This is a genomic window from Formosa sp. F44, assembly GCF_056238645.1.
In genome coordinates this window covers 290641-304207 of the sequence record NZ_JBWDLJ010000003.1, presented here as the reverse complement: position 1 = coordinate 304207, position 13567 = coordinate 290641, and the positions used below count along the sequence as shown (strand labels likewise).

At 35.4% G+C, this 13567-nt stretch carries 10 protein-coding genes; 1 reads left to right on the top strand and 9 read right to left on the bottom strand.

The features are described 5' to 3' along the window. Window positions 1–40: 40 nt before the first annotated feature. Window positions 41–2314, bottom strand: coding sequence for an NADP-dependent malic enzyme (locus tag AC0UBM_RS11295; protein WP_475688697.1), 2274 nt, complete (start codon window positions 2312–2314; stop codon window positions 41–43). A gap of 374 nt (window positions 2315–2688) precedes the next feature. Between AC0UBM_RS11295 and AC0UBM_RS11290 the strand changes: the two genes are divergently transcribed. After that, a complete protein-coding gene (locus AC0UBM_RS11290) occupies window positions 2689–4563 on the top strand; it encodes a hypothetical protein (RefSeq protein WP_475688696.1) in 1875 nt (624 codons plus the stop codon). Between the two features lie 77 nt (window positions 4564–4640). Here AC0UBM_RS11290 and AC0UBM_RS11285 read toward each other — a convergent pair whose 3' ends face one another. The 8 genes from AC0UBM_RS11285 to AC0UBM_RS11250 all read right to left on the bottom strand — a co-directional run bounded on the left by AC0UBM_RS11285 (window position 4641) and on the right by AC0UBM_RS11250 (window position 13548). Next, the gene (locus AC0UBM_RS11285; protein WP_475688695.1) at window positions 4641–5546 is read right to left on the bottom strand and encodes a hypothetical protein; all 906 of its coding nucleotides are present in this window, start codon (window positions 5544–5546) and stop codon (window positions 4641–4643) included. A gap of 61 nt (window positions 5547–5607) precedes the next feature. Further along, window positions 5608–6528, bottom strand: a complete 921-nt coding sequence (gene queG, locus AC0UBM_RS11280) for a tRNA epoxyqueuosine(34) reductase QueG (protein WP_475688694.1) — start codon at window positions 6526–6528, stop codon at window positions 5608–5610. A 7-nt stretch (window positions 6529–6535) separates the two neighbouring features. Continuing rightward, the gene (locus AC0UBM_RS11275) at window positions 6536–7270 is read right to left on the bottom strand and encodes a class I SAM-dependent methyltransferase (protein ID WP_475688693.1); all 735 of its coding nucleotides are present in this window, start codon (window positions 7268–7270) and stop codon (window positions 6536–6538) included. 10 nt (window positions 7271–7280) lie between these two features. Then, window positions 7281–8303, bottom strand: coding sequence for a Holliday junction branch migration DNA helicase RuvB (gene ruvB, locus AC0UBM_RS11270; RefSeq protein WP_414036592.1), 1023 nt, complete (start codon window positions 8301–8303; stop codon window positions 7281–7283). A 57-nt stretch (window positions 8304–8360) separates the two neighbouring features. Then, the gene (locus AC0UBM_RS11265; protein ID WP_475688692.1) at window positions 8361–9179 is read right to left on the bottom strand and encodes a DNA/RNA non-specific endonuclease; all 819 of its coding nucleotides are present in this window, start codon (window positions 9177–9179) and stop codon (window positions 8361–8363) included. 84 nt (window positions 9180–9263) lie between these two features. Next, entirely contained in the window at window positions 9264–11057 is a 1794-nt protein-coding gene (locus AC0UBM_RS11260; RefSeq protein ID WP_414036590.1) for a cytochrome c oxidase subunit I, read from the bottom strand. A gap of 36 nt (window positions 11058–11093) precedes the next feature. Continuing rightward, window positions 11094–12167, bottom strand: a complete 1074-nt coding sequence (locus AC0UBM_RS11255; protein ID WP_434037043.1) for a cytochrome c oxidase subunit II — start codon at window positions 12165–12167, stop codon at window positions 11094–11096. A 46-nt stretch (window positions 12168–12213) separates the two neighbouring features. Further along, window positions 12214–13548 (bottom strand): quinol:cytochrome C oxidoreductase, encoded by a 1335-nt coding sequence (locus tag AC0UBM_RS11250; protein WP_434037044.1) that lies wholly within the window; start codon window positions 13546–13548, stop codon window positions 12214–12216. Window positions 13549–13567 lie beyond the last annotated feature (19 nt).

Genomic DNA, 13567 nt, shown 5'->3' with positions numbered 1-13567 from the left:
TTTTTTCACATTTTAAATCATTCTGTATGACGCATTATTTTTAGCGTTTTGACTTCTGATGGGCGTCTACCACAGCAATTGCCGTCATGTTTACAATTTCGTCTACACTAGCTCCTAATTGTAAAATATGAACAGGTTTACGCATTCCCAACATTATCGGACCAATAGATTCCGCATTATTTAATACTTTAAGCATTTTATAAGTAATGTTTGCGGCGTCTAAATTTGGAAAAATAAGTGTGTTTACTTTTTTCCCTGCTAATTTAGAGAACGGGAATTTTTCTTGCAGTAATTCGTTGTTTAACGCAAAATCTGTTTGCACTTCTCCGTCCACTATTAATTTAGGATACTGTCTGTGTAAATACGAAACGGCTTCGCGAATTTTTGAAGCACCATCGTTATTAGACGATCCAAAATTAGAATACGACGTCATGGCAATTACAGGTTCTAAACCAAACATTTTTACTGCCGTTGCTGTCATTCTAGCAATTGTAGCTAAATCTTTTGCATCTGGATTTATATTTATAGCTGTATCGCTAAAAAACATAGGACCACGCTGTGTCATCATTAAATTGGTTGTGGCCACTCGGGTTGCCCCTTTTGCCATACCAATAACTTCTAACATGGGTTTTACCACGGTTGGATAAGCTCTAGAGAATCCAGATATTAAGGCATCGGCATCGCCTTCATTAACCATCATAGCTGCGAAATAATTACGCTCACGCATTAAACTTTCGGCAGCGTATAAGGTAACACCGCGACGTTTTCTTTGCTCCCAATACACTCTTGCGTAACGCAATTTACGTTTATGTTCGTGATCGGATTTCGGATCAATAATTTCTACTTCTGCATCGAATTCCAATTCTTCCATAAGCTCAAGAATAGTTTCACGACGTCCTAATAAAATAGGAATTGCGATTCCTTCTTCTAGTGCAATTTGTGCGGCTTTTAAAACTTCAATTTTATCTGCTTCAGCAAAAACAACACGCTTCGGATTCATTTTAGCACGATTAAATAATAATTTAATTAATTTATTATCTGTACCTAATCGACCTTCTAACTCCGTTTCGTAATCATTCCAATCTAAAATCGGTTTTTTTGCAACACCACTTTCCATAGCGGCTCTTGCTACTGCAGGTGGAATTTTAGAAATTAACCTTGGATCGAATGGTTTTGGGATGATATAATCTCGACCAAATGTTAAACGGGTTTCTCCGTATGCTATATTTACTTGTTCTGGCACAGGTTCTTTAGCCATTTCGGCTAAAGCGACAACTGCTGCCATTTTCATCTCTTCATTAATTTTTGTTGCACGAACATCTAAAGCACCTCTAAAAATGAAAGGGAAACCTAAAACATTATTAACTTGGTTAGGATGATCGCTACGTCCTGTTGCCATAATAATATCGTCTCGCGTATCTATTGCTAATTGATAAGCAATCTCTGGATCTGGATTTGCCATGGCGAACACAATAGGATTGTCGGCCATAATTAACAACATCTCTGGTGTTACCACATCGGCCATAGATAAACCAATAAGTACATCGGCATCTTTCATGGCATCGGTTAAGGTATCGATATTACGGTCTGTAGCAAATTCTGCTTTTTCCGAAGTTAAATTGGTTCGGTCCTTACGGATTACACCTTTACTATCGCACATTACAATTTTTTCACGTCGGGCTCCAAAGGCTTGATACAAACGTGTACAGGAAATAGCGGCAGCTCCAGCGCCACTAATTACGATTCGCACATCTTCAATTTTCTTTTCGGTAATTTCTAAAGCATTAATTAATGCGGCTGCCGAAATAATTGCTGTACCATGCTGATCGTCGTGCATTACAGGAATATCTAACTCTTCCTTTAAACGACGTTCGATTTCGAAAGCTTCAGGTGCTTTAATATCTTCTAAATTAATTCCTCCAAAGGTTGGAGCAATCATTTTAACCGTTTGTATAAATTCTTCTACATTTTCGGTATCTACCTCAATATCGAACACATCGATATCTGCGAAAATTTTAAATAATAATCCTTTACCTTCCATTACTGGTTTAGAGGCTTCTGGACCAATATTTCCTAATCCTAAAACGGCAGTACCATTAGAAATTACGGCTACTAAATTCCCTTTAGTAGTATATTTATATGCGTTTTCTTTATTTGCTGCTATTTCTAAACAAGGCTCTGCAACTCCTGGCGAATAGGCCAATGCTAAGTCTCTTTGGGTAGCATATTTTTTGGTTGGAACAACTTTTATTTTCCCTGGTGTGGGGTGGGAATGGTAAATTAATGCTTCACTTTTCTTGCTTTGTTTACTCATAATTTCAATTGTTATTGCCTAACAAATGTAATAATCCTATATGTGAAACTCTAATCTATTTTTCACGCAAACGATATAGTTTTATTAATTTACCATTATATAGGTCAATGTTTAAGAATACAAACAATTAATTAACAAAAATCACAAAACACCTTAATAAAATTAGTGTAGACACTATTAACATGTATTTTATAAGAGGTAACGGATATTAGTATTCTACAATCGCGCTAATAAAAGCTACTGCACAAACGTTATGAGGTAAAAAACAATGCGATTTAAGTCAAATAAAACCCAAAAAGCGACTAAATTTACCGGAATTTTCTAGATATATTCCCTAATTTAAATAACTTCAGAATTAATTGTTCGAATAATCAATGAGTATAAAATATTTATATCTAATAGCGTTTACGGTGTTCCTGAGTTTTTCAGCGAATGCTCAAGTAAAAGCAAAAGATAGTACTCAGATTTATGAGAAAATTAAAACATATTCTAGAGAAAGAAAATTCACCAAGGCGATACATAAACTCATTTTTAAAACTCCCAATAGAAAGACGCCTAAGAAAGCAGATAAAAAGAGTATAGATAAAGAATATTTGTCGTTACATGGCTATCCTATTAGAAGCATTACTATTGAAACATTAGACCCTTTTGGGTATTCGGCAACCGATTCGACCAAGACTCCTGATAAATGGATCGATGAATTTGGTAACAAGGCCCACATTAAATCTAAAAATTTTGCCATTCGGAATATTTTACTCTTTAAAGAAAAAACAGATTTAGACACCTTACTTTTAAATGAATCTGAACGATTAATACGTTCTCAAAGCTTTATTAGAAGTGTGAAAATTGATGCCAAAAAAGCAAGTCAAACCTCCGACTCTGTCGATGTTAAAATCCGTGTTTTAGATTCTTGGAGTTTTATTGTTAAAGGTTCTATATCGACATCTAAAACCCGGGTAATTCTTAACGAACGTAACTTTTTAGGGTTCGGACATGAATTTAACAATGCCATCGAAAAAAGGTATGGCAATAACAATACAGGTTACAGGTTTAACTATGTTGTTCCAAACATAAAAAACTCTTTTGTTAGATCGGAAATTTATTACAATTTAGATACTGAAGGCTTCTATCAAAAAAAACTAAATATAGAAAGAACCTTTTACTCGCCATTAACAAAATGGGCCGGTGGGATTTATATAGATGAACAGTTTAGAAAAGATTCACTACCAGATTTTCAAAATGAATTGAGTTATGAGAATTTTAAATACAGAACTAATGATTTTTGGGCGGGTCACGCCTTTAATATTTTTAAGGGAAAATCGATTGAAGAACGTACAACAAATTTAATTACCTCTGTACGTTATCTTAATGTTGCGTACAAGGAGTCTCCTTCTAAAGCATACGACTCTATTAATTATTTTTCGAACGAGAATTTTTACCTTGGAAGTGTGGCGATTGCTTCTAGACAGTATGTGCAAGACCGTTTTATATTTAGAGATGGAATAATAGAAGATGTCCCAATTGGCTTAGTCGCCTCTATTACCTCGGGATATCAGCGCAAAAACGAAGAAAACCGTTACTATTTGGGCACCAATTTTACCATTGCAGAGTACTTTAAATGGGGATATTTAAGTGGTACTGTGGGTGCCGAAACATTTCTTAACCATTCTAGAGCAGAACAAACCACGATTAATTTTGGAGCATCCTATTTTACAAATTTAATTCCGTTAGGTTCGAAATGGAAAATGAGGCAATTTATAAGACCACAAATTATTTTGGGGTTTGATCGACTCAATTCAATAGCAGATCGGGTGTCTTTAAATGAAAATGTAGAACCCTTTGGATTCGATCGAAATTATTATTTGCGAGACACATACACCGCAGGTATTCCTGGTTTTAATGCCAATATTTATGGTACGAAAAAAGTACTTTTAGCAATGCAAACTCAATTCTATTCACCTTGGAATCTTTTAGGTTTTAGGCTAAATCCGTATTTAAATTTCACAGCAGGTACCATTGGAGGCCAGCAAACGTCGCTATCGGATAGTAAATTACACTCTTCTTTTGGAGTAGGTTTTATAATACGAAACGATTATTTGGTGTTTAGTTCATTTCAGTTATCCCTATCTTATTACCCGGAAATTCCTGGTCAAGGAAGTAATATTTTTAAAACTAATTCTTTTGAAACAGATGATTTCGGATTTCAACCCATTAATATTGGAAAACCTGGTACGCTATTATATCCATAAAACATAAACGCCTGATAATTTACATTGTAAATTCTCAGGCGTTTTTTTATTTTATAAGGTGTTGTTTCTAACTACACTTAGTCGTTTAAAACTTTAGCACCTTCTGGTTTCGAAAAGAAATTATCCTCTACTGTCGGTGAAAAACTTATATCACTCACAGTTATATCTGTAATATATTCCCCTAATCCATCTTTGGTTTCTGCAGACCAATATGTTTTAAATCCTGTAGCTAAAACAATGCCATCTACCGTAGTTGTTCCTTGAACCACTGTTATTTTCTCAGGTGCATGTCCGCCTTCTGGAAAATACTCTGGATAAGACACAATGTATTTAAAAGCATCCAGCAAATTGGTTTCCGAATTTATATACAAAATGTAATAATCGTCTGGAGCAGATCCCACACCTGCATCATAAGTAGCCTTAACCACTTTTTGTAACGTTCCTTTAAATTCTACCTCTGGTAATAATTCTAGGTTTACCCCTTCTCCATCTAGTACAAAAGGCTGACCCGAAAAATATAATGGTGTTAAAGCCCAAAACTTAGTATCGTATTCAAAAGATGTACTGTCTTTTGCTTTTACCCAAGCTTCTTCTCCATCCCATCCATACGTGTTTGAAGGGTCGGTAATACTGTTATGTCTGGCTTTATTACTCCAAGTATCTATGGTTTGGTAAGAATCTCTAATTCCTTTTCCATTTAAAGGCTTATAATCAAAATGAAAAGAAAAATAACCATTAGAGTACCAGTTTTCTAAGCCTCCATGAGCTTCCATAGCGCTCCATAACACTTTACCTGCTTCTGTAGCATTCAATCTTTTATTAGCGGCGTCCACTCTTTTTTGTATCCAAGAATCTGGAATATTATATGTTGCTTCAGCAGTTTCTACTTCGGTAGTAGATGCCGATTCTTTTTTTGCAGTCTCTTTACAAGCTACAAAACTTAATACCAAAAATAAACCTAAGAGTTTAGATGCTTTTATCATTTTATACGTTTTAATTAGTTTTAGTCGTGGGAACCCACAAACCTTTCAATAAGAATACAAATTATTTAAGAAAATCGATATTCCGCGTAAACCCCTTAAACTTAGTACGCTTAACAGCCGATTTCTGAAACACTTTTTTGAAAGTGTCCTCGGTAATTTCTTCCCAATCTTTTTTGCTCATTTCGAGTAATTCGGGATGCGGATTAAAAAGAGGTTCCTGATGTGGTTTCGAAAAACGATTCCACGGACACACATCTTGGCAAATATCGCAACCGAACATCCAATCTTCGAATTTACCTTTTTCGCTTTCGGGCAATGCATCTTTTAATTCTATAGTAAAATACGAAATACATTTACTGCCATCTACAACATAGGGATCTGTAATGGCATCGGTTGGACATGCGTCGATACATTTTGTGCATGTACCGCAATGATCGGTGGTTACACCATCGTAATCCAATTCTAAATCTACAATCAATTCAGCTATAAAATAAAACGAACCGACTTCTTTTGTAAGCAGATTGCTATGTTTACCAATCCACCCCAAACCAGATTTCGCGGCCCATGCTTTATCTAATACCGGAGCAGAATCTACAAAAGCACGTCCGTGAACGTCTCCTATTTCCGACTGAATAGTATATAGTAATTCTTTAAGCTTTTCTTTTATAATAAAATGATAATCCATCCCGTAAGCATATTTAGATAGCTTAAATGTGTCTTCCGGTTGAAGTTCATGCGGATAATAATTTAATAATAACGAAATAACAGACTTAGAGCCTTCTACCAATTTTGTTGGATCGAGACGTTTATCGAAATGATTTTCCATGTACTGCATTTCACCATGAAAATTTTGTTTAAGGTAATGCTCTAATCGTGGCGCTTCAACTTCTAGAAATTCTGCTTTACTAATACCACAAGACAAAAAACCGAGGCGTTTGGCTTCGGTTTTAATAATATTTGTGTGTCTTGTTTTAGTATCCATTATCGTTCTAAATCTTTTGAGCCACAATTACGGTTTCTTTTGTATTAAACCCATGGTAATTTTGTGATTCTGAAGAGAAATTATTCACAGTTGTATTGAAACCAACAGATTTTAATCTGCTGTTTAAACCGTCTACAGAATATATTCTAAGATGATCCTCTTGACCAAAGTGTTTTAATCTTTCCGAAGGCGTTACAATGGTTTTATCTTCATAAATATTTCCAGATTTAAAAGGCGTTTGAATGTAGCACCTGCCTTGCGGTTTTAAAATACGATATAATTCGGTCATTGCCTGAACATCTTGTTCTATGTGTTCTAAAACATGATAGCATATAATTACATCGTAAGTACTATTGGGCGCATCGATAGCTTCGATGTTAAATTGTCTTTTTGCTTGAAATTCCCCCATATAATCTGAAGGTTCATAATCCGTACTTTTAAGGTTCTCTAGGACTTTGGATAGTGCTCTTGGCGGTGAAAAATGTAGTACCTTTTTATCAGACAACTCATGTTCTATAATAGACCATAAACGTCTTGTGCGTGATAAACTCCCACAATTGGGACACAAGGTTTTCCCATCGTTTAAAGAGATAAATTGGGACATTTTAAAACCACAAACATTACACTTGAAGCGATTCCCTTTATAAAACATGGCAACAAAAGGACGTAATGTATCTTGATGCTTTTGTAACCATTTATCAGGAATAATCTGTTTAACCGCCTGCTTAAGTTTAACGTACATAAGCCATCATTTAAAATAAGCCACCTTGTACAGGACCTTTGGTACGCCCTAAGTGCAGATAGGCTGCTTCGGTAACTTCTCGACCACGTGGTGTACGCATTATAAACCCTTGCTGGATAAGAAAAGGTTCGTAAACTTCTTCAATTGTTTCGGCACTTTCACTTACCGCAGTTGCCAAGGTTGTTATTCCCACAGGTCCACCTTTAAATTTATCTATAATGGTTGTCAGAATTTTATTATCCATCTCGTCTAAACCGTGAGCATCTACATTTAAAGCTTTTAATGCAAATTTGGCTATGGCTAAATCTATAGTTCCATTGCCTTTAATTTCGGCAAAATCACGTACACGACGTAATAACGCATTTGCTATTCGGGGAGTTCCACGACTTCGACCCGCAATTTCTATCGCGGCATCTATATCCATAGGAACATTTAATATTTCTGAACTCCGTTGAACGATAGTTGATAGTAATTCGGTTGAGTAGTATTGCAGTCGACTACTAATTCCGAAACGTGCACGCATAGGCGCCGTTAGTAAACCAGATCGTGTAGTGGCGCCAATAAGGGTAAACGGATTTAAATGAATTTGTACCGTTCTTGCGTTTGGTCCAGACTCAATCATGATATCAATCTTATAATCCTCCATTGCAGAGTATAAATATTCCTCTACAATAGGACTTAACCTATGTATTTCGTCAATGAATAATACATCGCGTTCATCCAGATTGGTTAACAGACCAGCTAAGTCGCCGGGCTTATCTAAAACAGGCCCTGATGTTACTTTAATACCAACACCTAACTCGTTTGCCAAGATATGCGCTAAAGTGGTCTTACCAAGTCCAGGAGGGCCATGAAACAAGGTGTGATCTAACGCATCACCACGACGGTTTGCTGCTTCCACAAAAATGCTAAGATTTTCTAGTACCTGATCTTGCCCAGCAAAATCATCAAACGATAAGGGTCTTAATGCTTTTTCGACATCCATATCTTCAGATGAGATATGTTCTTTTTCTGGATTCAAGTTTTCGTTCATAATTTATAAAAAAGCAAAGTAAATGATTAATTAAACCGATTGGAAATATTAAACCCTTTATCTAAATCGCCAATCAGAAGTATGTATTGAACCTTCAAGACGGTTCTCTAAGGCATCGTTCAATTTCGGAAAGAAATCGATACCCGTTTTAGCCTCAATATCGTCCACCGATACCACATAACTTTTTAAAGATTGGTTTGCGTTTGATCTATTCGGGATAATGAATCCTATCATTTTAGACGCGTCTCCACGGTCATTAAAGATAATCTTATAAAAGTAATTAGGTACAGAAACGCGATCTTTTCCTATGGTTTTTAAATTCCCTTCCAATATACCACCAGTAACAACATACACATCGTTATAAGATTTTGCCCAAGTACGTACCGTTTGTTCCAAATCGTTCCAGATCCCTGCATTAAAATCGTGATTCTGCGGAGCAATATTACTTGTTAAAAAGGTTTCGTTATACGAGGCAACAGATTTTCGTCTATCGCCTGCTGGGCATAAATGACCTTTATCGTAGCCCGAGTTTTTATAGCTACGCCAATCTGCAGACTTGGTTTTTACCGATTTATCCTCATTAAAATAAGGACGCTTTCTTTTGGTATATACAATATCAGATTTCTTTAGCAAATAGGCCACCCATTCGGCCTGTTCATGCTGTTCACTATAAGACAAGGTATAGTTGTTATGGTACACCATGGCACCCGTAGTAGATGTAGGTAAGTAAAATGAATTATCTTTTTTACTACGCAAATCCTCTTCTTGACCATAAGGTGTTTCAACTGAAGTGGAATGTTCGGTATCTAAATACTGTTCGTATACATAAACACCAATGATTAAGAGGACACCTACAATGGATAAAATTTTCTTCATACTTTAATTACGACTCTAAAATATACAGAAAAAGCCTTTTCAAACGAAATGAAAAGGCTTTTTTTATATGTTGACGAATTACGTTTAGTGTTGTAACTCTTCTTCTCCGTCTTTTAATGGAATGTTCTGAGGAACAAAATCTACATCGTGTCCAGGTTTACTATAATCGTAAGCCCAACGGTATACTGTAGGAATCGCTCCTGGCCAGTTTCCGTGAATATGCTCTACAGGAGTTGTCCACTCTAAAGTAGTAGATCTCCATGGGTTTTGAGTTGCTTTTTTACCAATAAAGATACTTGCAAAGAAATTATACAAGAATACGATTTGGAATATTGCCCCTACAATTGCAAAGATGGTGATCACTTTATTAACATCGGCTAAATCATCGAATAATGGGAAAGCTGAGTTTGTATAATAACGTCTTGGTAAACCAGCCATTCCGATAAAGTGCATTGGGAAGAAAACCCCGTAAGCACAAATTGCAGTGATCCAGAAGTGAACGTAACCTAAGTTTTTGTTCATCATACGACCAAACATTTTTGGATACCAGTGGTAAATACCAGCAAACATTCCGTAAAGTGCAGATATACCCATCACCAAGTGAAAGTGAGCAATAACGAAATATGTATCGTGAACATTAATATCTAACGCACTATCTCCTAAAATAATTCCTGTTAAACCTCCTGTAATGAAAGTAGACACGAAACCAATAGAAAATAACATAGCCGTATTCATTTGTATGTTCCCTTTCCAAATTGTTGTAATCCAGTTAAAGGCTTTTACAGCAGATGGAATCGCAATTAATAAAGTTGTGAATGTAAATACAGAACCTAAAAATGGATTCATTCCTGATACGAACATATGGTGACCCCATACAATAGTTGAAAGGAATGCAATCGCTAAGATTGAAGCAATCATAGCACGGTAACCAAAAATTGGTTTACGAGAATTCGCGGCCATAATTTCTGATACTAATCCCATTGCCGGTAATATTACAATGTATACTTCAGGGTGACCTAAGAACCAGAATAAGTGTTCGAATAACACTGGTGATCCTCCTTGGTAATGTAACACTTCACCTTGAATAAATATATCTGATAAGAAGAATGATGTTCCAAAACTTCTATCCATAATTAATAATAACGCAGCAGATAATAATACAGGGAAAGAAACTACACCAATAATTGCAGTTACAAATAATGCCCAAATAGTTAATGGCAATCTAGTCATAGACATACCTTTAGTACGCATGTTAATAACTGTAACAATATAGTTTAATGAACCAATAAGTGATGATGCAATAAATAAAGCCATAGAAATTAACCAAAGTGTCATTCCCATTCCAGAACCACTAGATGCCATAGGAAGAGCAGATAATGGAGGGTAGATTGTCCAACCTGCTGCAGCTGGTCCAGCTTCAACAAATAAAGAGGATAACATGATAATACTAGAGATAAAGAATAACCAGTAAGAAACCATATTTAAGAATCCAGAAGCCATATCTCGAGCTCCAATTTGCAACGGAATTAAAAGGTTACTAAACGTACCACTTAATCCAGCAGTTAGTACAAAGAATACCATTATAGTACCGTGAATAGTTACTAATGCCAAATATATATCGGCATCCATAACACCATCTGGTGCCCATTTACCTAATAACATTTCAAATAAAACATTAGGTTCTCCTGGCCATGCAATTTGCATACGAAACATAATAGACATTAGGATCCCTATTATTCCCATAAAAACTCCTGTTATCAAAAATTGTTTAGAGATCATTTTATGATCTGTACTAAATATATATTTTGTGATAAACGTTTGTTTATGATGATGTCCGTGGTCGTCTTCGTGAACGTGAGTATCTGCGTGTGCTGACATAATCTATTTTAGGTTTTTTAAATCTTTTGGATTGAATTAATTTTGTACTAACGAATTTTTGAAAATCTTTTGTTCTTTAAGCCAAGCATCATATTCTTCTTGGGTTACTACAATAATTTTCATTTGCATGTTATAGTGCGACTTTCCACAAATCTTGTTACATAACAATAAATAGTCAAACTCATACGCATCTAAGGCGTCTTCACCATTAGCAACTAATTCCTTACTATTCTCAACTCTAATGTCGTTAATGTTCTTTACTTTCTCAACGATATCCGGATTCTGACGCATCTCTGCAGTTGTTACTGAAGGTGTAAATCCAAATTGAGTTACCATACCAGGAACACAGTTCATTTGTGCTCTAAAGTGAGGCATATAAGCCGAGTGTAATACGTCTTGAGAACGCATTTTAAATAATACTGGCTTACCTACTGGTAAATATAATTCTGAAGTAATAATATCGTCTTGTGCATTCGGATCAGATTCGTCTAAACCTAAGATATTGGCTTTATCGATATCGATTAATCTTACGTTAGCTTTACCTAATGTATTATCGTTTCCACCATATCGTGCTTTCCAGTTAAATTGTTGTGCATACAACTCGATAACTATTGGATCGTCATCTTCGCTCACATTCATGATACTTGTCCAAGTAAATAATCCGTAGATAATTAAACCCGCCAAAGTAATTACTGGAATAATGGTCCAGATCGCTTCTAAGGTATTGTTATCTGCAAAGAATAACGCTTTACGACCTTTTTCACCTTTATATTTAAAAGCAAAATAGTGAAGTAAAAATTGAGTGATAGTTTGAACTACAAAAATAAGCACTAAAGAGATTATCATTAAGTTATCTATTCCAGGTCCATGCTCGGAAGCCGAATTAGATAATAAAGGCAAATCTCCCCATTTAACCACACAAACAATTGTAATGATATAAATGAAAGCTAAGAATCCTATCATCAGATAACCATTCAAAGTATTGTCCTTATCTGTAGCAATTTGGTCGTTTTGTTCTAATCCCACTTGAGCCAGATCAAAAATCTTAACCATTTGCCAGATGGCAATTGTTATAAATACTAATACTAAAATTATAAATAAAGCAGTCATACTCGTTCTTGTTGTTCTTTATATAATACTGTTACTTGCGCGTTGCTTAATAATGAAATTGTTCACTTTCTTTAACTAAAGGATTACGTTTTGCAAGTAATGGTGCTTTGGTTAAGGCTGTAAATACGATAAATATAAACAATCCTGCGAATAATAATACCGAGCTTATTTCAGGTATTCCAATAAACCATCTATCTCCTACAGTTGCAGGCATAATCATGTTGAAAATATCTAAATAATGTCCGAATAAAATAACAACACCAGCCATTACAACAAACCAATTTACACGTTTGTAATCACTATTCATTAAAACTAATAAAGGGAAAAGGAAGTTTAGGGCTACCATTCCAAAGAACGGTAAGTTATAATCTTCTATACGTGTTACAAAATATGTTACCTCTTCTGGAATGTTTGAATACCAAATAAGCATAAATTGAGAGAACCATAAGTACGTCCAGAACACACTAATACCAAACATAAATTTAGCTAAATCATGAATATGACTATCGTTAACTAATGGCAATAACCCTTTAGATTTTAAGTAGATTGTAACTAGTGCAATTACAGTAATTCCACTTACAAACATACTAGCGAATACGTACCATCCGAACAATGTTGAAAACCAGTGTGGATCTACACTCATAATCCAATCCCAAGACATAATAGATTCTGAATAAATAAAGAATACTAAAAATCCTGCAGAAATACGGAAGTTCTTTTTAAAGAATCGGTTATCATCTGCATCATCTTGTGCGATAGAATATTTACGAGAGAAGTGTCTGTATAAAGACCAACCCGCGATAAAAATTAAACCTCTTACTGCAAACCAACCAATATTTAACCAATCGGCTTTACCTTGAAGTAATTTATCGTGAGCAACCACTTCAGGATCCATCCATACAAATAAATTGTAATGCCCAATAGTACCAGAAGCCACTGCAATTAAAAGTACAATGATAGCTCCAGGCAATAAATAAGCTGTGATTCCTTCCATTACTCTAAAGAGCACCGGAGACCATCCTGCTTGAGATGCGTATTGTAATGCGTAAAATGCTAAAGCGCCTAATGCAATCATCATAAAAAAGAAAGCAGCTACATACAATGCAGACCACGGTCTATTTGCTATTTGATGTTGCACATGCTCTGCGTGCGCATCGCCATGATGAGCATCAGCTTCTGCATGCATATCATGTGCATCGACAACGTGAGTAGATTCATCTACTGCATGTCCACCACCGTGATGTGCAGCCTCATCGGCTAACATAGTTTTTACTTCGTCTAAAGATTTATGAGAAGACATAAAACCATATACTACCCCTATAAATCCTAAGATTATTAGAGCGAAAGAAAATGTTCTTAATTTATTTGAAAGTGTGTACATATCTATATATAATCTTTAT